Annotated in this window: 16 protein-coding genes; 7 read left to right on the plus strand and 9 right to left on the minus strand. The window is 41.2% G+C overall.

What is annotated here, in order from left to right:
- Positions 1-304: 304 nt before the first annotated feature.
- Positions 305-460: a hypothetical protein gene (locus ACKTT2_RS28745; RefSeq protein WP_407893054.1), complete on the minus strand. Its 156-nt coding sequence runs from the start codon at positions 458-460 to the stop codon at positions 305-307.
- Entirely contained in the window at positions 461-760 is a 300-nt protein-coding gene (locus ACKTT2_RS28750; protein ID WP_407893056.1) for a hypothetical protein, read from the minus strand.
- Positions 761-1,107: 347 nt separating this feature from the next.
- Here ACKTT2_RS28750 and ACKTT2_RS28755 point away from each other — a divergent pair, with 347 nt between their 5' ends.
- On the plus strand, positions 1,108-1,467 hold the full coding sequence (locus tag ACKTT2_RS28755) for a hypothetical protein (protein WP_407893058.1): 360 nt from the start codon (positions 1,108-1,110) through the stop codon (positions 1,465-1,467).
- Positions 1,468-1,774: 307 nt separating this feature from the next.
- Here the strand turns inward: ACKTT2_RS28755 and ACKTT2_RS28760 are convergent, their stop codons facing one another.
- The 4 genes from ACKTT2_RS28760 to ACKTT2_RS28775 all read right to left on the minus strand — a co-directional run bounded on the left by ACKTT2_RS28760 (position 1,775) and on the right by ACKTT2_RS28775 (position 7,635).
- Positions 1,775-4,456, minus strand: coding sequence for a CHAT domain-containing protein (locus ACKTT2_RS28760; RefSeq protein WP_407893060.1), 2,682 nt, complete (start codon positions 4,454-4,456; stop codon positions 1,775-1,777).
- A 114-nt stretch (positions 4,457-4,570) separates the two neighbouring features.
- Entirely contained in the window at positions 4,571-5,569 is a 999-nt protein-coding gene (locus ACKTT2_RS28765; RefSeq protein WP_407893062.1) for a tetratricopeptide repeat protein, read from the minus strand.
- Complete coding sequence (locus ACKTT2_RS28770) at positions 5,566-6,567, minus strand: tetratricopeptide repeat protein (protein WP_407893064.1); 1,002 nt, start codon at positions 6,565-6,567, stop codon at positions 5,566-5,568. Before ACKTT2_RS28770 ends, ACKTT2_RS28765 begins: the two co-directional genes overlap by 4 nt.
- 9 nt (positions 6,568-6,576) lie before the next feature.
- Complete coding sequence (locus ACKTT2_RS28775; protein WP_407893066.1) at positions 6,577-7,635, minus strand: CHAT domain-containing protein; 1,059 nt, start codon at positions 7,633-7,635, stop codon at positions 6,577-6,579.
- A gap of 567 nt (positions 7,636-8,202) precedes the next feature.
- On the opposite strand from ACKTT2_RS28775, the gene ACKTT2_RS28780 reads away from it, so the two are divergent.
- On the plus strand, positions 8,203-8,649 hold the full coding sequence (locus tag ACKTT2_RS28780; RefSeq protein WP_407893068.1) for a hypothetical protein: 447 nt from the start codon (positions 8,203-8,205) through the stop codon (positions 8,647-8,649).
- Between the two features lie 444 nt (positions 8,650-9,093).
- Here ACKTT2_RS28780 and ACKTT2_RS28785 read toward each other — a convergent pair whose 3' ends face one another.
- Together ACKTT2_RS28785 and ACKTT2_RS28790 are read right to left on the minus strand one after the other, a co-directional pair.
- Positions 9,094-9,666 (minus strand): Uma2 family endonuclease, encoded by a 573-nt coding sequence (locus ACKTT2_RS28785; protein WP_407893070.1) that lies wholly within the window; start codon positions 9,664-9,666, stop codon positions 9,094-9,096.
- Between the two features lie 39 nt (positions 9,667-9,705).
- The gene (locus tag ACKTT2_RS28790; RefSeq protein WP_407893072.1) at positions 9,706-9,897 is read right to left on the minus strand and encodes a helix-turn-helix domain-containing transcriptional regulator; all 192 of its coding nucleotides are present in this window, start codon (positions 9,895-9,897) and stop codon (positions 9,706-9,708) included.
- A 361-nt stretch (positions 9,898-10,258) separates the two neighbouring features.
- On the opposite strand from ACKTT2_RS28790, the gene ACKTT2_RS28795 reads away from it, so the two are divergent.
- The 5 genes from ACKTT2_RS28795 to ACKTT2_RS28815 all read left to right on the plus strand — a co-directional run bounded on the left by ACKTT2_RS28795 (position 10,259) and on the right by ACKTT2_RS28815 (position 20,300).
- Positions 10,259-10,720, plus strand: a complete 462-nt coding sequence (locus tag ACKTT2_RS28795; RefSeq protein WP_407893074.1) for a hypothetical protein — start codon at positions 10,259-10,261, stop codon at positions 10,718-10,720.
- Positions 10,721-11,100: 380 nt separating this feature from the next.
- On the plus strand, positions 11,101-12,117 hold the full coding sequence (locus ACKTT2_RS28800; RefSeq protein WP_407893076.1) for a trypsin-like serine peptidase: 1,017 nt from the start codon (positions 11,101-11,103) through the stop codon (positions 12,115-12,117).
- Between the two features lie 314 nt (positions 12,118-12,431).
- The gene (locus ACKTT2_RS28805) at positions 12,432-13,769 is read left to right on the plus strand and encodes a hypothetical protein (RefSeq protein ID WP_407893078.1); all 1,338 of its coding nucleotides are present in this window, start codon (positions 12,432-12,434) and stop codon (positions 13,767-13,769) included.
- A 194-nt stretch (positions 13,770-13,963) separates the two neighbouring features.
- The gene (locus ACKTT2_RS28810) at positions 13,964-19,438 is read left to right on the plus strand and encodes a M10 family metallopeptidase C-terminal domain-containing protein (RefSeq protein ID WP_407893080.1); all 5,475 of its coding nucleotides are present in this window, start codon (positions 13,964-13,966) and stop codon (positions 19,436-19,438) included.
- Between the two features lie 271 nt (positions 19,439-19,709).
- Positions 19,710-20,300: a hypothetical protein gene (locus tag ACKTT2_RS28815; protein ID WP_407893082.1), complete on the plus strand. Its 591-nt coding sequence runs from the start codon at positions 19,710-19,712 to the stop codon at positions 20,298-20,300.
- 57 nt (positions 20,301-20,357) lie between these two features.
- Here ACKTT2_RS28815 and ACKTT2_RS28820 read toward each other — a convergent pair whose 3' ends face one another.
- Positions 20,358-20,708 carry a hypothetical protein gene (locus ACKTT2_RS28820; RefSeq protein WP_407893084.1) on the minus strand — a complete coding sequence of 117 codons (351 nt, stop codon included), beginning with the start codon at positions 20,706-20,708 and terminating at the stop codon, positions 20,358-20,360.
- Between the last annotated feature and the right edge of the window lie 102 nt (positions 20,709-20,810).

Raw genomic sequence — 20,810 nt, forward strand, 5'->3', positions numbered from 1 at the left:
ACAGTTATTGAATGCTATTGATGTAAAAACATATTTAAAAGCGAAAGTATTTGTCAGTGAAAGTGCGCTCGTCTTTTATGTGTATGCATAACGACTTAAAAATACCGAGTGCAATTTGACTAACTTCATTAAAATTTAAAATAATTAGGAAAGAATTAGATTGAAATTTTAAGGATGAGGAACGATCGCTAAGATTGTTATCATACCTTGAGCGGGACTGTAGTACCAAAAAACTCTAAATGCAGCAGGCGTTTTATTTTCTACATATGCCTCAAATACTTCTTCGCCGTTGGGACCAGATAAATCATCGCGCTTTGTGAGTTTGCAAACTGGGATGACGGAGATTAGTTTCCATCAATGCCAATGTTTTCAAAATTTTTCGGTACTTTTTGAGGTCAGTTCGCTCGATATTGGCTAAAGTTGCTTCTGCCGAAGGCTGATAGATAAGCTCGAATTGCATTTAATCATCGATCTCCAAGTCCGCATATTGAGCAAACGAGCCGAGGGAACGTCCCTTGCCTTCTTTGGCTTCTTGCAGCCCCTGTAGCACCATTGCCAAGGCTTCTGGATTTTGCCACAACCATCTTCGGTCTTCAGGAATTTTTTCGATCTCCACAGGATCTAGTAGAATTTGTCCTGCATTGTTCCTCAGTACTCGATAAACTTTTGCCGTGGCTGCTTCTCCTAATGTTAAGTCACCTTGCTCATTTGCTAAAATAGCCTTTTTAATTACAGAAAAGTTTTGATCGGTAATTATCATTGTTAAAGTCTTTAAAACATCCTTCAATAATTATAACTCAATTTTTACTTTTTTAATTAACAACAGATATTTTGATTGCCATTTTACCCTTCGGCACATCTGCTATAAACACTTTTACCAATCTTTGATTGCTACCCTCATAGACTCTTTAATGACAAATGTATGCAGAGAGTTGACAATAGAGATGATAAAATTTAAGCTATTACACGGGGCGAGGAGTTGATACTTATAATTAAGGAGCGAGCAACTTTTGAACAAGTTGAGCAAATGCTGCAAACCTTAATAATTTCAAGACCCAGATATTCGCGAGCGAGTTAAACAAATTATTCAATATTTAATAGGTGGTTATGAAATCGAATACAAGTGAAGAACAAATACATTTTCAACGTGACAATATTTCCTTGCGCTTAGGACATATAGCTTCAAATTTTGCACGCTTGAGAACATTTTGCCACAATAATTATGAGAAAGGGGTATTAGGTGTAATCGCCCAGACAAAAGATTTTATCGAATGGACGGCAGCAGAAATTGAGCCAGAACTTGCCGAGGAATTAGTCAATATTCAAATTCAACTAGCATTGTGGGAGAGAACTTGGGACAATATTTGGTCAGACGATAAAAAACGCGGAGAACTAGCTACAACGGCAGAAACATACTCTGGACGTGTATTGGATATGTCAAGTTTGTTGTTAGAACCAACAACGTAGTTTAGGTCAACACAGTTCGATAAGTATTTGTACTGTCAAGAAAATCAAGATGAGGAATGAAGTTTTTTTAGGTAGAGCTATTCTCAGAATTTCATCACTACTTGATTTAGTGGCTTGGTTAGACCAGCAGGAAAGCAATTAACTTCAGATTATTAAATCTTATAAGGTCGGAGATAATAACTCTGACCTTTTTTGTTATTTGGATTTTGAGAAAGATTTAATTTGGCAATTTTTATAGGAGAATGTTATGCAAAAATCAGTAATTTATCAGGATATATTGCAGAAGAGCAAACAGCGTGCTTGCTCTCTATGCTGCTCCTGCATCTCCAGTTAACACAAATGCTGCCCAATAGTAGGGATGAGGGTACACTGAAAGCGTCTCTATCTGCGCCTGTTGTAAAGCCTCTGCTTTCGCCATTCCTTGTCGCAAATGATTGTAAAATCGTTCCATCAGTATACCAGTTGCTTTATCGTTTACACGCCATAAGCTAGCTATTACACTCGGCGTTCCTGCATATAAAAAAGCTCTTGTCATTCCCACGACTTCATCACCTGCACTTAATTTTCCCTCTTGCGTTTCGCAGGCGCTGAGCACAACTAAATTGGTCGCTTTTGTCAAATCCAATCCGTAAATCTCATGAACTTCTAATCGTCCATCGTCTTGGGAGGTACTAGCGAGATAGAGAGTACTGAAGAGAGGTTTGTTAGGATTGTACTGACCATGGGAAGCTAAATGCAAAATATTAGTTTGGTCCATAGCGGAACGCAAAGCGCTTTCAGTCGCGTCTTTACCCACCAGCGCTTGAGTACCGTACAACTTGGCAATAGTCTCAGCCTCCTGTTGAGCAAATTTTAGATCTTCTAGTGGTTCTGTAGTAATTGGGTTTCCTAGAGCAAGTATAGTATCAAGTTTTGGCTTTTTCTTAGACTTAATAAATGGCAAGACACTCGCACTTGGAAGACCAAATAAAATATACTCTTGACTCAAATAGTTCGTGCCATCTGTCAAAGCCGCAAAGGGCAGGTAGTGCAGTATATTGTGAGGAACAATGCCAAGTTTTTTGGTAGTTAAATCAGGTTGCACAGGAGCTATTAGCCACTTGTACAGTTCTTGCAAACTCTTCGGGTGGGCATTATTTAGGCTGGAAAAACGGCGGAAGAGGTTTATCTTGTCCGTTAATTCCTTGCGGTTGCAACTGAGGATATTATGTTTGAAGGAGTTAGTAGTTACAAGGAAAACCAATGTATGCTCATTACTAACAAAGTATTCCACTAAAGTAGTGTCTGCATCCAATAGTTTCTGAATTTCTGCCAAGTGGGAGACATTCACGCTCACCAGAGAAGCCACTTCGGAACTGTGAATTTTTATTTGAGTGAGCAAGTTTATATAGTCTTGTTCTCGCTCATCGATCTGCTTTTTTAAAGCAGCAATAGCATCTTGATTTGATTCACTGCGGCTTTGAAGCCCAATTAGTTGCTTGCGGAGTGCTGGAATTTCTAGCTTAAGTTGTTGTTCCCGTTCTAAAAGCTTCGCATCTGTTCCAGCACGAATGTCTATCCTCCCACAAGTTTTTTCACTAATTTGTTCAACAGTTTCGCACCGGCAACTAGCTAGTTGGTCGAGAAAAGCCCTTGCTCGCGATCGTTCAACATAGTTAAAGGCTTCTTCAAAGCGACCAGCTGTCCATAGTAAATTAATGAGGCGATCGTAAATATCTGTTTGTTCTACAGCAAAAGATGCTTTTAATTCTTCAACTCTAATATTGCCTTGAATAGATTCAAAAACGTCAATAGCCTGTTGATGAAAAGCGATCGCTTCGGCAACATTACCCAATTGTTCGTATAAAAATCCAACATTGGTCAGAGTTGTTCCTTCTCCTCCACGATCGCCTAACTGACGTTGAATCTCTAGCGCCTGCTGGTATGATTCTAAAGCTTGAGGATGTTGCTTCAAATAGGTATACAGTAATCCAATATTATTTAAGGTTTCTCCAACACCAGCACGATCGCCCAACTGACGCCGAATTATGAGTGCCTGTTGATAAGATATCAAGGCTTGAGAGCGATCGCCTAATTTATCATAAGTTCCTCCGATGTTATTGAGTGTTGTTGCTTCACCTGAGCGATCGCCTATTTCCCTGCTAATACTTAATGACTGCTGATACGACTCCAACGCCTGAGGATACTGCTTTTGCAGGGAGTACACATTTCCTATGTTGTTGAGCGTTGTTGCTTCACCAGCTAGATCTCTAGCTTGACGCAGAATTAATAAAGCTTGCTCTAAAAACTTTAGTGCTTGATGATACTGACCCAAATTGCGATAGACTTCCCCAATGTTAGTCAAGTTTGTCCCCACGCCCACAAGATCGCCTAACTCTCTGGCAACAGCTAACGCCTGTTCGTAAAACTTTAAAGCTTGGAAGTACTCATCTTGATAGTTGTAGACTAACCCAATGCTAGCAAGAATTATTCCTTCCAGTCTGCGTTCGCTCACTTCCTGAACGATAGGTTCCCGAACAACAGCCAATGCTTGTTGCATTAACTCCAAAGCGTGAGAATACTGACCAAGGTAGCTGTAAACTAAACCAATTTTATTGAGATTATTACTGACATCCTCACGATTACCTAAGTCTTGTGCGATTGTCAACGCTTGGTTATAAAAATCTAACGCTTGGAAATAACTGCCCCAGCGATCGTAAACTACACCAATATTTCCAAGAATGACACCCTGGCTTACACGGTCAGGTATTTCCTGAGCAATGGCTAAAGCCTCTTGAAAAAAATTCAAAGCTTGAGAGTATTGGCTAAGACCGCGATAAATTGTTCCAATATTGCTTAAAATTCTTCCTTCGCCTGAAGGATCTGGGATTTTGCGGTAGATTACGAGTGCTTGGTTAAGTTTTTCTAATGCACCTTGGCTATCACCATTGAGATATAAACTGTAAGCATCTCTATCTAACTGCTCAGCTTGTTCTTGTGGACTGGACATAATTTAAACCTCCCGAAGGTCTTACATCTTTTTGTCACCCTTTTAGATTGACCGATAGGTTCTTACCAGCAAAGCGGCATAGCTCGTGCTTCTCTTTCAGGTGTCCGTATTTCCTTAAATTCGTTTGTTCCACTGCTCCAACTTTTGCGTCAGTTCACTAACTCTTTGTGTATCCCCCAAGGTTTCATAATCAAGCTTAGCTGCTGTTCCCCAACTGATAGCTTCAATCCACTGTCCACGCGCTTCATATAATTCTGCTAACCTAGCTTGAGCTACTGCTTTAACTTCTATATCCTGATTTACTTCTGCCAGTTGAATTGCCTTTTTATAAGGGCTTTCAGATAGGTGATGCAGCTTCACTTGCCAATATAAATCGCCGAGCATACGATAAATAGCTGTTGTTTGGCTTCCTTTCTGCGCTAAGACTTCCAGCATTTCAATCGCCTCAGCTTTCAACTTTGATGTCCCATACAGATGAACTACTGCCAAATCTGCTGCTTCACCGCTTAACTCCTGTTGGATTTGTTCAACATGAGCTAAAATCCGCTGGGATTCGTTTTTATCAATTAATCTAAATGCCAAGTCCACTTCTTTGTCTTCTTCAGAAGATTTAGCATTGTCAGCCTTGACAATTACTAAATAATCAACTCCTGGTTCCAAAGATGATGTACCCGGATAAACAATCTCTGTACTACTAACTTCAGCTTTCCAAATCTCGCTGCCATTAGTCTCATCGCTCACACTGACAATATAACTGCTAGCACCTGATACTGCATTCCAACGCAGTGCTGGTTTATCAGCAAGTAAGAGTGTGCTACGTGGACTAATCACAAAAGGTATAGGAGTCAAGTCGTCATTAACAGGACGAGTACCACCGCCGCCGTTGTCATCCATAGGTTGACAGCCATTGTTTAAGCCTGACACTCCCTCAGGTACCCTCCACAAATTTCCGATGGCACATTCAATAAGGGCTGTAGCTCCTGGTGGCACCTGTATTAAATCACCTGGAAAAAGTTCTGTATAAGGCTTTACGGGTTGATAATCAAGCCATCTATCTCGTTTGTATTTTACTTGACCACTAAATTTAATGATTATACTGGCAGCATCACTCATCGCTTATCTCCTTCTGTATTTAGGCGCTTACGTGCTTCATCAATCCACCTGTCTTCCTCATGGCTTCTGCCAGAGGAGGCGTACTTCAAGCAATTTTCCCATTGAGTAAGTGCGTTTTTTTTCGCTTCCTGTGCATCTAAAACTTTTGCAAGCAAGCAGTAAGCAGCAGCTCGCTTACTTCCCAAAGAAATAGCTTCTTGAAGCGGAGCCTTAGCGTCGGTATAGCGCTTTTGCTCAAATCGTACCCAGCCAAGATTTTTATTAAGGTTATACTTTATACTATCATTTTTGACCACCTGTAAACCCTTTTGAAGAAGCGCAACAGCTTCGTCGTATTTTGGGTTCTTTTTATTTGTAATATACAAGCGAGCTAGGTTATTATACGCTTTGTCTAAATTACCTTTTATTGCTAAGTGATATTCACTACGAGCACGCTCAGAATCTTGTAAATCTTCGTAAAGCCGTCCAAGATTAAAGTGAGCTTCCGCATAGTTGGGGTTAAGCTTCAGTGCCATCTCGTAGTTTCCTTGGGCACTATTATATTCACGCTCGCGATAATTTTCCCATCCCCACTTGTTGTAAAACGTGGCAATCCAAGGCAGTGAATAATTATGAAATCCCCATAGACTAAGCAAAAGTACAAAGGCTAAACTAAAGCTTGCCTCTTTCCAGAAACGTTTGGGAATATTTAGACGCGAGAGTATGCGCTCAATTCCCATTCGCCACGCTTTTGTTAATGCTTCACCATCTACCAGGTGGAATTTCTTTGAATGTTTATAAAGCGAGGATTCTATCAACTGAAGTGTTTTAATGTCGTCAACAGGAATTTGCAGAATCTGAGTTTGGTTAAAATTGATAACCTGACCTTGAATCTGTGTATTCCCATCTCCCTGTAAAGCTTGCATTCCACCGCTTACAGTAGAATTGCTTACTTCCTGTTGAAGGATTGGTTCAGGCGGAGGTAGTAAATTGTTCTCAGGAGGACTTTGCTGGCTCATAAACAAGTTTTACAAAAAACCAAAGAAAGTCTTAGCAACACTTAGCCAAGCTGATAATTCTACTAGTATCAATTTTACATATTCCCACAGAGATTTAGTAGTTATTACAGTTTCGCTAGCATTTCTTAATATTTCTGCCATCCGTTTTAAATTTCCGGAAACTAGCTGTTTATCGGGTTCGATGAATTCAGCTTCTTCCTTAGCCGCTCCCAAATATTTGAGTGATTTTTCTTTTGTTGCTGCTGGCAGTTCTTTTGCTTTTTGAATCAATTGCTCAATCTGCACTAGCAGCTCAATGACTTCTTCTTGAGTTAGCTGTTTTTCGTTGCCTGATGCAGTACTGACAGTACTCATTCTCTGTTGGTTGTTGTTTCCTTGTGCAGCTTGCATTCCGCCCCCGCCATACACGATCGATCTGCTAATATTTTGGGAAAGTTTGCCACTGTACCTTGGTTGTGAACTTTTTGCTGACTTACCACTAGCTTCCATAGAATTTTTACTAAAAACAGAAGACGGTCTAGATTTAAGTACAGGAGTTAAATATTCCACGCTACCCTTTAAGTGAATAGAAGCTTGCCCCATTCTAAAAGCATAGTCGTAGCTTTCAAGAGCACCCAATGCATCATAAAATCCAGTGGCAAACTCAATTGCAGCGACATCCCCAACTGACTGATTCATGCCAATTACACAGTTAATATGTTGGTGAATCGCCTGTGCTTGAACTTCGCTATAGCAAGCGTTGAGAAAGATACACTCAACTGTCCCACGAAACAACTCGAATATACTAGCAAGGGCTTCGCTACATACCAGTTGCGTTATCCCAGAATTATCCTCAAATGCTAAACCGTCAGATCCCACCCCATGTCCAGAAAAGTGAACAATATTCGGCTGGTGGTCTAACAGCGAACGACGCAAGTCTTCAACTCGTACCGCCCATTCTACAAAAATTTCAAACTTATCTCGATTTTTAGATAGTTTCAGCGCCTCTTGAATTTTCCGGGCCTCTTCATCTAAGCGTAGCTTGTTTGTATCTTTAGGATTTGCTGATAGTATTAATATTCTTTTCACAGTTTTTGCTGCTTCTAGGAATTAGGCTGGCATTTAACCTCTAATACAGGCTGAGCATACTATTTTCCAGAATTTTGAAAGAATTTCGTCAATAAAATTTCTTGTTAAGAGAGAAATTTTAGATTCACAGGCAAACTTTCTCCACATCCAAGCTTTAGTGTTAGCACCCTGGTTCCAATAATTGCTCGACTAGCGCGATCGCCTCTTCAACCGTCATTGATTTCTGTAGCAACAATAGGTTAAATACTGTATTTTCGCATTATAACTCTATATTTTCTAATTGATGTTAATTTACTAACAAGAGCCGACTTTTTTCCGACCTTTTCCGACCGTAAAACTCCACACCATCTGTTAGAGTCTTTACAAGATTCGGTTTGAACGCAGCAATTTATCCAATGATTAAACACAGGAAAAGTATTTACTCGAATCCTTAATCAAATAAAGATGTCAAGTGCAATAAATTTTAGTAATTGTGAGCGACTTGATGGGTAGTAAGATTCCCCACAAAACAAAGCGAAACCTAACAGAAAAACACTCACTTATGCATAAGCATTGGAAGTCACACAGATGAAACTCACTCTAAAATCTATTTTGTTTTTATCCGTTATTACCCTAGTTACGAGTTTAACTACACATGAAGTAAAAGCTCAATCAACAAAATGCTTCAATGTCAGTTCTAGAGATGGTTGGCAATACTTCGACCTTGGTGGTCCATATACTCGCGTAGCTCGTGTTATTGGGGGTTGGTCTGTAGACGGTCGCAATTACCTTCCTGTTGGTCCTAAAGGTCACTCAGAACCTGGACTAGAGCCTTATAATCAATACAAATATGACCAAAACTTCCCTTTTGGTGCCCTGTTTGTAGACATTCCAACAGATGGGCATGGATATATATGGGTGCAAGGAAGTCAACAACTGCCAAAACCTATTACTCGGACTTCTATACGAATCAACGATAGTGATGTTGCACTGGGAGACAATTCAGGGGTTCTCAAAGTTTGTTTTAGTCGCTAATCATGTGGATGAGTCATCTAAATTTAATACTTAATCATTACTATTTTAAAGTCGATTCAAAGTAACACTTAAAAAGTTTTTTAATTGTATGGTAAGGTCGATGTGTTAGTCAATGTTAGGTACTGTTAGATATGGCAAAAACACCCTTGTCCATATGCGTTAGAGTCGGTAACGCTAGGAATCCCGAATGAAGTGTTTAATCAAATTCTGAATTATGCGGCTACAAATACTAAAAACAATCGCTTAGGAGCGATTGTTGATTTGATAGAGATGGGATTAGCAACAGTTTGTGGGAGAAGGTAGGTGGGATGGCACTACCCGTGTTAGGGTGTACTCTTTTTTAGTTCACCTTAACACGGGTACTGTTATTTCCATAGTTGTGAGTCTTACCATGCATACAGTAAAAGCTCAATCAACAAAATGCTTCAACAGAGCCAAGGAAAGTTATTTTACTACCTTTAGCCAAGCAAATATATCGGCGGGCGAAACCTGCCAATCCCTCAAGACATCAAGAACGGGTAATATACTAGTATCATATTTTACTTCCGGTAATTGATTCGGTTGAAATACCATCACCGACTTATCATCAGGGTCAATGAACCAACCCAGTTTTGTCCCTTGATTGACACAAAAAATAATTTTATTAATGACACGGTTAGGAGATTGGTCAGGTGATAGGATTTCAATAGTCCAATCAGGGTAGCTTTCAAATCTGTTGGCAATTTCCCCATCTTCATCAGTCGGGATGCGCGACCACTCAAATACCGCAATATCTGGAACTAACGATCGTCCGCCAAAGGTGCAGCGTAACTCAGTTAATGCTAAAGCTAACTTTTTTGGTTTACCAAGCTGATTGATTGCCGATGCTGACTCTGTTTGGAGAATGCTATGTTTTCCTTGGGGCATTGGTTTTTGATAGATGTGACCGTCGAGATACTCACTAGCTGGTTTGGTTTCTGGTAGTTTCAGAAACTCCTCTAATGTCTTGTTGAAAGATACCTGAGTTGAAAGTGCCATAAGCAATTACTCCCGAAACAATCCTAGCGAACAAATAATTTAAGGTTTTCGCTTCTCTACTTCTGCAACTTGCAAATCGATTCTATCTATATTCGCTTGTATAACATCTCTAAGTGCTATAAGAAAGGTATTCAAATCATTCTCTTCCATTGCTGCGTGAAGATACCCTGCGGCAAACTCAGGGTCTCTAAGTTCATCACGAAAAGTCTCGCTCAAATCTTTCAACCGCATATTTGATACTATCCTTACATAATAACAGTTTTGAGCTTTAACCTATTTTTCGTTCGTTTGCTAGACTTTCCCGGTTAACTACAGTATTTTCACATCATAACTTTATTTTTTTAGTTTACGTAAATTTACTAACAAGAGCCGACTTTTTTTCCGACCTTTTCCGACCGTGAAACTCTATACCATCTGTTAGAGTCTTTACAAGATTCGATTTTAACGCAGCAATCTACCCGATGATTAAACACAGGGAAAGTGTTTACTCGAATCCTCAGTTAAACAAAGGTGTCGCGTACAACAAATTTTAGCAGTTGTGAGTGACTCAATAAACTGCAGTAATTTAGAGTATTTGTTAAACAACAAGTGTATGAAATTATTAAAGGCTCTTGCAACAGTTGGAGTTGTATCGATTGTTGCGACTTGTATTGGTATCGATAGTGAACGAGCCATTGCTGGTTGTAATCCTTTTGGATGTTCGCAATCTAGTGTTGCGGAATGCAATCCATTTGGTTGTCCTCAAGCACCAATGGGAGAAGCGTGTACACCGTTTGGTTGTCCATCATCGTCTCAACCTCAACTGCAACAACCCGTACAGCAACCTGTACAACAACCTCCTGTTCCTTATTTACCTCCTTATCCCTATTCAAATCCAAATAGTGGTGGTACGGCAGAAGGAATCACTAGTTGTATTCAAAGACTATTGTATAGACCAGCAAAAGTATGTACACGTGCTACTCCATCAGGATATTGTTATGAGTGGGGTAATGGTCAAAAACGTACTGAAATCAGCGAAGCTACTGCTGCTCAAGCCTGTCAGAATGCGCGGTGAATTAAGCGTTAGGCATCAGCGGTAGCTTCCTACAAGGTAGCAATGTAATATTTACCGCTCGGAATCTTGGTTTTCGGTCTGCTGCATTCAACTTACAAAATTTGCAATTGCATCTAACTCAGCAGTAGAAAAAATTTCTTGCTAAGTGTCTACACCAATTTAATGGAACTCGGCTTGAGTAGCTATTTCTTAATAGTTTGGTTTAGTCACTGCTCAGGGTAATTTTGTGAATTTAATTGTGAGTCAATTCATTTTTGGGCAATAGTGTAAGCCTGATATCTGAACAGCAAACAGGAGTATTAAACTTCTAGATTACAGTATGAAAGTGTAGATGAAGCTTTTATACCGATGTCCACTATCCTTGGGAGATTTTTGAATTTATGCTGCCAAAGAATTTACTTCAAGATAAAAAACTAATAGAAGAAATTTTCGACAGAGCCACGACAATTTTTGAAAAAAAGCAAGTTCCTCAACACAAACTGAATGCCTCAGAGGTTCAAGAGTTTTTGAAGGTTTCCGGTGAAGAAGGTTCAAAGAGCGCATTAGACAAATTTCCCGAGGATAAAGCAAGACTTGCCGAAGCTATAATTTTGACAATTGGTCGTCCTGCTATTCTTATTAAAAATAATACATTTGAAGTTGATGTATCTGATGAGTGGGCAAAGCGGCTTGAAGCAGCCAGAGCAAACGTTGAGAAAGCAATTCGTTCAGTAGGACGTATTGAAGTGACTAATCATCCAAGGGGATTGTCATATTTAGGTACTGGGTGGCTAGTTGCTCCTGATGTGATTGTCACAAATCGGCATATAGCAGAAGCTTTTGCTAGAAAACAAGACGGTAGCTTTGTGATTAAAAGAAATTCAACTACAGGAATGAACATCGGAGTGAATATTGATTTTCGTGAAGAATTTCAAGTTAATGCCCAAGAGCACTTTGAGGTCTTAGAGGTTCTGTATATTGAAGAGGATTTAGATGACAAACCAGACATTGCTTTTCTTAAAGTCAGTACAAAAGCCCTTGTCCGTGGTGCAGTTGTAAATTTGTCGTCTACTCCGATTCCCCTTACTAACACTCTCGTTCAGGATGAAAGTGAAGTTGCAGCTATTGGGTATCCTGCAGAAGATAGCCGACGGAACCCACTTCCCGATCCTGATATGAACAAAATATTTGGCGACATTTACGATGTTAAACGGCTGCAACCCGGACAGATAAAATCTGTGCGTCCTGACTTGATAACTCATGACTGCTCTACCTTAGGAGGAAACTCTGGGTCGGTAGTAATAGACTTGCAATCGGGATCTGCCGTGGGATTACACTTTGGTGGCAAGTTTATGGTGGAGAATTATGCTGTACCTGCTGCAATCATTCGCGAGCGTATGCAAAGCTTAGGAATTTAGAGGATTGTGGTGAATTTTTCATTTAATTAAGCCATAGCAGTTATGAACAACGGTACTTATTCGTTCATTAGTTTTTTCTTACTAATTTTTTGAATCTGGAGGAGAGAGTTATGGCTTTGAATCATGATTCTCTCTTATTAAAATTATCAGGGTATGAAAGAGGCGATCGTAAAGAAAAAAGTTTCTTGAAAAAAGGTGCGATCGTCAATTAGCTATGAGTCCTCAGCAAAGGCGTATTACAAGGTTATTAATGGATTGGCTCTGACTTTTTTTCCTGATTTCTCCCGACTGATTACTGAAACTAAAGGAAACCCATGAATAAAGTTTACCCGAGCATTTTTGCTACCTCTTTTTTCGTGTTTAGCGCTGCAATTATGTTCTCCAAATCGGCAGAAGCATTTGATGTTGCTTCATGCGTCAACTTAAAAGTGCCAGATACTTTAGATTTGCTGAAACCTGTTGACTCAACTCTAGAAGCTTGCATACCTGAGTTGAAAAAAGTTAATGACCTGTCTTCTCGTGTAGCATCAAGAATTAATGCTGCTCTGTCTACCCTGTCTGGTGCTGAAATTGGGAATGAGGGCAAGTATGAGTTGAGCCGTGTAACCTATAGCATTCCGGGGAAAGAAATCAAAGTTGAGGGATTAATTCAAGCACGGCATGTCTTTGGTGAGATCAAGGAACAAATTCCAGTTCCAGTTACAAAATACCGGAAGGAGCAAGTTCCTGTCACAGTCACAAAATATCGGAGGGAAAAAGTTCCCGTTACAGTCATGAAAACCCAAACTAAAAGGGTACCGTATGTTGAGATGGAATCTAGGTGTGTAGCTAGTTTCAGAGGTAGATGTCTTCAAAAAGCAAACGTGCCAGTAGATAAGTGGCGAGACGTGAAGGTTAAAGTACCCGTGGTGGAAATCCAATGGAAAGATGTTCCATATCCAGCCGTAGAGATGCAGTGGAAAGATGTTCCGTATCCAGGGGTGGAAATGCAATGGAAAACCGTTCAACCGCCGCCATTGTCTGCTACTTGCAATTTCACTTACATCTACAACCTGAGCACAAATGAGTCCACACCAACACTCAGTTGTGGTCAAGGTGGATTAGGAAACTTAACAATCAATGCTAGTGCGATCGCCAGAGTACTCAATGGCGAGATACCATCGCTGGGTTCTGTGCTTCTTGCGGTCAATACGACACCACCAGGCGTGACTGAGAAATTGGATGACACCTACGATCAAATTCGCTCTCAGCAATCTGGAGCAGAAACCGGATCTCAAACCTTCACTTATTTCTCATCCCGTTCCTTTGTTGAGTGGGCTTCTACTAAAAATTTAGCGGCTAATATCGTACTGTCTGCTGTCACTGGTGGGGCACTCTCTAGCCAACTGATGCTAGAACTTGAGGAAAAGCTTAGATCCGAGTTCGTCTTTTTCTCTCAGTTTGCAGTACAAACGGGCGCAGAGATTGGGTTAGAAAAGTTTCTTGAACTAGCTACGACAAGAAGTTTAAGTATTCCTGGTTTCAGTTCTGTTGAATTTAACGTCGTTAATGTTCCTGTCAATCGAATCATGTGTGTTGCAGGTACAGATAAATGTAGTCCACCTATTCCCGAACCTAGAATCGGTTTTGCTATCAAGTTGAAGAAGACTTGATACAAGAAACTTCTGTGAGAATTTATTATTCTCCCCATTAACTACAAAGAAAGTCTTTTTCAGTGAAAGTGCGATCGTCTTGATTCTGGTCATTGCAATGAAAATTTTGGAGCTTTGAACGCCACATTTAGCAAGTGATACATTACAGATTGCTGTTGAGAGTTTAAAAAACAAATCTATAAGGAATGCAAGAAATGGACAACAACTCAAAACCACCTCAAGCAAATACAAGTGACGTGCAGGCTTTATTCCTTCCCGGAAAGCTTCGCTGGTCTTCAAATACTATTACTTATAACTTCATGCCTAAACTTCCTGAAGCATATTTATTAGACAGAGCTACAGAGGCAGTTGGGCATGATTTTCTAGAGAATGGGAAGAAATTTAAACCTTTTGATAACTCCCAGAAAGCAGCAGCACAGGCAGCTTTAGATTTATGGGATGATGTTGCAAACATTAGGTTTGAAAGGCGAGATGATAAAGGATTAGTACTTACTGATTTCATTGATATTTCACCAATCACGGATAAATTAAAAATAGTCGATTACTTCTTGAAAACTAATCTTACCAAAGATTTAACAGATGGTTTGAATAAAATTTTAGACAAGTTTGCTCTAGTAGCAGGAGCCGATATCCGCTTTGGTACAGATGCTCAAGGAGACGGTACAGCAGGTGCAGCTTATGAACCACCAAATAACGTATTCAACAAATTTAATGAACTCAGACAAAATTTAATTGAAGAAATCAATGAACTTACTTCACCAATAAATAATCTCATCCAAGAATATAACGATGCTCCCTTCACGCCAAATCTTCCTAAAGTATCTGGAGAAAATTTAGTAGCTTCTCTAATAGCACTAACCCCTGGGGGATTGGTGACGGGACCTTTGGCAACTGCAAAGCTAGATGTTTATGGTGATGTTTGGATAAATAATCAATCTGTCAATAATTCTCCAGAAAAGATTGGAATTAAAGGTCTTGATGGTTTTGCTACATTGCTACATGAAATTGGACATGCTTTGGGATTAAAGCACCCAGGCAACTATGATGCAGGAGGTGCTCCTAGCCCTGGACCATATTTGCCTAAAGAAAAGGATTCTGTTTTGTACAGTATCATGTCTTACGACTATAAGGATAGCAACAAAGACATTAAACGTCATAGATTTGCTAAACTTCCAGAATATGATAAAAAAGGAAAATTGGTTAAAGAGGGAGAGTTATACGCTCCCCAAACTCCAATGCTTTACGATATTGCTGCAATTCAAGCGCTTTATGGAGCTAATTTCAAAACTCGAAGTGGTAATGATAACTATAAATGGGATGCAAGTCGTCCTTTTATGGCAACGATTTGGGATGCCGGTGGAACTGACACCATTGATGCTTCAAATCAAACAATTTCGGCTGAGATTAATCTGAATGCAGGGACATTTAGTTCAATTGGTTTCCGGGGTTATAACTACTTTTTCGACTCTACGAAATTGAACTCTGAGGGAAAGAAAGGAGATTATCTACAGGACGCTCAAGGGAAGCTAACCGAAGATCCCCAAGCCAAATATAATTTGGCTATTGCCTTTGGAGTCACGATTGAAAACGCTATTGGAGGCAGTGGAAATGACATACTCATTTCTAATCCAGTCGGCAACATCCTTCGAGGTGGTGCTGGTAATGATACAGCTTCATATTCTGCTTCCACAGCCGGAGTTACTGTTAATCTGGCAACAGGTGCAGCATCTGGAGGTTACGCTCAAGGCGATACCCTTGTAGAAATCGAAAATATAGAAGGTTCTAAATATCGTGACATCCTCATCGGCAATGAGAAAGATAACGAGAGCAGAGGTTTAGATGGTAATGATTTCCTTCAAGGGAATGCAGGAAATGACAAACTAGATGGTGGTTTTGGTGTTGATACTGTAAGCTACGACAATTCACCTAAAGGAGTTATTGTCAGCATTGTAAATTCGACCGAGGATGGAACAAGTTCGGCAGAGGATGGGTTTGGCTCTACGGATACTCTAGCAGGGTTTGAAAATATCATTGGTTCCAACTTTAATGACATCTTGGTTGGCAATGCCTCAAATAATGAAATTTCAGCATTGAACGGGAATGATGTGCTCGTTGGTAATGCTGGGAATGACACCTTAGATGGTGGTAATGGTATTGACACAGTTGGTTATCTTAACGATCCGAGTGCCGTATCTGTTTCTCTAGAAACTAACACTGCCACCGACGGTTTCGGAGGAAAAGACATCCTAAAAAGCATCGAGAACATCACTGGTTCTAGATTTGGAGATCGTTTAACTGGTAACGAGCGAGCAAACATCTTAAAAGGTGGCGAAGGAAATGACTTCCTCTATGGAAAGGCTGGCGATGACGAGCTAGTAGGTGGTGACGGTATTGACCAACTCTACGGCGGTTTGGGCAATGACACTCTCAATGGCGGTGAAGGAAATGACCAACTCTTTGGTGAAGACGGCGATGATATTCTCAAAGGTGAGGCTAATAATGACGAGCTAGCAGGTGGCACTGGTGCTGACACTCTATACGGCGGGGCTGGCGATGATAAACTGTCTGGGGATGCTGGTAACGATCTATTGCTGGGAGAAGCAGGCAACGATCTAATTGACGGTGGTACTGAAGTTGATACGGTTAGCTACGACAATTCACTAAATGGTGTAGTTGTCAATATTGATGAGGCACAAAACTATCAAAATCCCGGTGGCTCTCTCCACTCAACCATAGTTTCTACCAGCCTCATACCTACTGATACAGAACCAAACTTTACCATTAACGCAGGCACGGCTACAGATGGTTTTGGCACTACAGATACCCTACGAAATCTGGAAAATATTACTGGGTCTGGATTTAATGACGTTTTGATTGGTAACGGTCTAAATAACCGTATTTTGGGCTTAGCCGGGAATGACCTGTTCGTTGGCAATGCGGGGAATGACTACTTTGACGGAGGCGATGGCACTGATACTGTTAGTTATCGCCGCGATCCTGGTTCAGTTAAAGTTAACTTAGAGCACAACCAAGCTACTGATGGTTTTGGCGTTGGCGGCTATAACGATGATGGCAGCTACAATTATGCTGGTAATGACCAAATATATAATGTTGAAAATGTTGTCGGCTCTGCTTTCAATGATGAAATCGTCGGTGATGCTAAAGCCAATGTCATCCATGCTGGTAATGGTAATGATATTGTTCAAGCTAGAGATGGCAATGATATCATTTTTGGCGAAGGGGGCAAAGATACTCTCTCCGGCGAGAACGGTGATGATTTCTTAGTCGGGGGTACGGATGCCGATCGCCTCAATGGTGGTACAGGTAACGATACGGCTTCCTATTTCACCTCATCAACTGCTGTAGCCGTCAGCCTGACAACTGGTACGGGTTGGACTGGAGATGCTGAAGACGATCGCCTTGAAGCTATTGAAAACTTAGAAGGTTCGCAATTTGAGGATCTGCTGATTGGCGACAGTGGAAATAATATCCTCAGTGGCTTGGGCGGTCATGACTTAATCTACGGTGAAGCGGGTGACGACTGGCTTGATGGCGGAACGGGAAGCGATCGCCTCTACGGTGGAGATGGCAACGACAAGTTAGATGGTCAAGCTGGTGAAGATCTCCTTAAAGGTGAAGCTGGCAATGACCTCCTCAATGGTAACGATGGTAACGACCAACTCTACGGTCAAGATGGCAATGACACCTTAAATGGAGATGCTGGCAATGACTATCTCGAAGGTGGAACTGGCGATGACCTCCTCAATGGTAATGATGGCAACGACCAACTCTACGGTCAAGACGGCTACGACATCCTGAATGGAGGAACAGGTGATGACCTTCTTGATGGTGGGTTAGGCAATGACGCCCTCAATGGCGGTGACGGGGATGACCAACTTTATGGTCAAGTCGGTGAAGATACTCTTAATGGTGACACGGGTATCGATCTCTTGGATGGAGGTGACGGTAACGACCAACTTATGGGTGGTGAAGGTAGCGATCGCCTTTACGGTCAAATCGGTGAAGACACTTTGAATGGCGGTACTGGCGATGACCTTTTAGATGGAGGTGATGGTAATGACCATTTATTAGGTGCTGAAGACAACGATCGACTTTACGGTCAGGCTGGTGAAGACAAACTTGAAGGTGGCACAGGAAATGATGCTCTCTATGGCGGTACTGAAGCAGATACCCTTTTAGGTCAAGCTGGTGATGATTACCTGGATGGCGGAGCAGACAATGACGTACTGGATGGTGGCGAAGGTAACGATCGCCTCTACGGTCAGCAAGGAAATGATAAGCTTTCCGGTAGTGCTGGTGATGACTACTTGGATGGTGGTGCAGACAATGACAAACTTAATGGCGATGATGGCAACGATCGTATTTACGGTCACCAAGGCTACGACATTTTAGATGGCGGTGCAGGAAGTGATTTCTTAGATGGTGGATTGGATGATGACTGGCTTTATGGAAAAGAAGGTAGCGATCGCCTTTACGGTCAAGTTGGTCAAGACTACCTTGATGGAGGTACTGGTGACGATCGGCTTGAGGGCGGTACTGGTGATGACCAACTCTTCGGACAGCAGGGACGTGACTACTTAGATGGCGGGACTGGCGATGACTTCTTGTATGGAGGTGATGATAGCGATCGACTACTAGGAGAAGCTGGCAATGACTACTTAGATGGCGGTACTGGTGATGACCAGCTCTATGGTAACGAGGGCAATGACCAACTCTACGGTCGGGATGGCTATGACACCCTGGATGGTAATGCTGGTAATGATTACCTTGAAGGTGGTAACGGCAACGATGTGTTGATTGGAAGCAATGGTAATGACTTCCTCTACGGTCAGGAAGGTAGCGACTCCCTTGATGGCGGTGCGGACAATGACAATCTCTACGGTGGCAATGGTGATGACCAGCTCTTGGGAGGCGATGGTAACGATCTTCTTTCCGGTCAAGAAGGCAATGACACGCTTGATGGCGGTGCGGGTGATGACTATCTCAAAGGAGGTTCTGGCAATGACCAACTGACTGCTGGATTAGGCAATGACAAGATCTACGGTGAGGAAGGCAATGACCTCCTTAATGGTGATGCTGGTAATGACTACTTAGAAGGCGGAGTTGGAGATGACAAACTCACAGGCGGTGACGGTGACGACCAACTCTTTGGTCAACAAGGTAACGACACGCTTGAAGGAGGTAATGGCAATGACGATCTTCAGGGTGGTGACAATGACGATATTTTGCAAGGTCAGGATGGTGACGATTACCTCTTTGGTAATGACGGTAACGACCAGCTATACGGGGGCGCTGGTAACAACTCTTTAGAGGGTGGTGCTGGTAACGACTATCTCACAGGTGGCGACGGTGACAGTGTTCTGAATGGTGGAATCGGTCAAGACACATTATACAGTGGTAGCGGTCGCGATATGTTTGTGCTTGCTGTTGCTGCAGGAAGCGACACCATTTTCAACTTTGAAGTCGGTAGCGACTACTTGGGATTGATGAACGGTCTAACTTTTGAACAACTCACCATTGCACAAGGTACTGGCAATAATGCTAGCGATACATTCATCACCAATCAGAAGTGTGGTGAACTCCTAGCCACACTTAAGGGGATAGAAGCTAACACCCTTAGTTTCTGGGACGTTACTCCTCTAGGGTAGCAACTACTGCTCATTCGTTTATTTACAAGGGGAAGAAATTATGCCTTCCCCCTCAAAAAGAGTATTTCCCCCCTTTTTAAGGGGGGCTAGGAGGGATCAATGAGTACCTAAAATCACAGTCAACCACTTTTCAAACATCCTCTAAGCAGATTCTAGAAAAAATGATGAAATGCAGACGCCGAGAACCATTTTGAAAAATACAACAATCTGTTGTTCATCTTTTTACTTAAGTTTCAAGAAATAGGTACTGAACTTTACAAGGAGATAACCGATGATCGTTTCTACTTTTGAGCTTTTGGTTAAGCCTCAACTTCCTAAAAATTTACCAGGAGATTTGCCAAATGCCATCAAGGAAGAAATAGAAAGGTTGCGACGTACAGTGACTCAAGGATACTTCTTAACGATTGCAAATCTGAGTCCCGTCGATATTTTTCTAACATTAACCTTCACAGTCAAACTTCCTTCCGGTATGTCCATCAATGATTTAATTACTTTTTTAGACACAACTGGAGGGGACGTACCCGATCTACCTGGAAGACTTCAACCCGTTCCAGACTCTAATAAATTCATATATTCTCCGCTTCCCCTTGTGTCACAAAATACTGCTTTATTTCTCTTACAACCTGATTTCGTCTCGAAACCTGAATTGCTTAAAGACGCTAATTTTGAAGTTAGAGGGTTTGTAGAAGTCTCCCTTCCTTCTTTTCCATCTGGAGTAAATGATGTAACTATTCAAGTAACTCCAGAACATCGAGGCACATTTTTTAGCAATCTTACAGGTGATGGATCGGCGGGACGCGATCAGATTGCCTATGCTTTACCCGTTCAAAAGGGCGGACTGTTTACATTCAAAGCAACATAAAGTATGTAGGTGTCATGAAATAGAAGACCTCTCATAGTATATAGAATCTCGGTGTCTTCAAGAACAAAACTTACGCAAAGCCCCCCTTTTTAAGGGGGGTTGGGGGGATCTGCAAAGCGTGAAATCCGGATCGTCCTTAAACACTCCTGCAAACTTCATCCAGTGATTGCCTGTTTCACCTTGAGACAATTTTATTTCTACAGGAATAATTTCTAGATTTTCTAGACGCGCATACAGTAACTGATTCAGTTCTTCTAGAGCTTGTTTTTCAGTAGGAGCTTCAATTTGAATACTAGGAAATTCCAAAAAGGAAGCTTTTACCAAGTCTATATTTTTACGCTCTAATACAATATGCAGCTTTAAAGTTTCAGACTGGGGTAGGGTAAATGTAGATATATTTGTAGTCATACGTTTAACTATCATAAAGCCTTATGATAACATTTTCCCCAAGGAATAGCCCCATATCTACCTTTTATGTAGTCGTTTTCAAAAGAATTCTCATTTTGGAGC

Origin of the sequence: Scytonema hankhaensis NUACC26, from assembly GCF_045865695.1 — a bacterium.
Taxonomy (GTDB): domain Bacteria; phylum Cyanobacteriota; class Cyanobacteriia; order Cyanobacteriales; family Nostocaceae; genus Scytonema.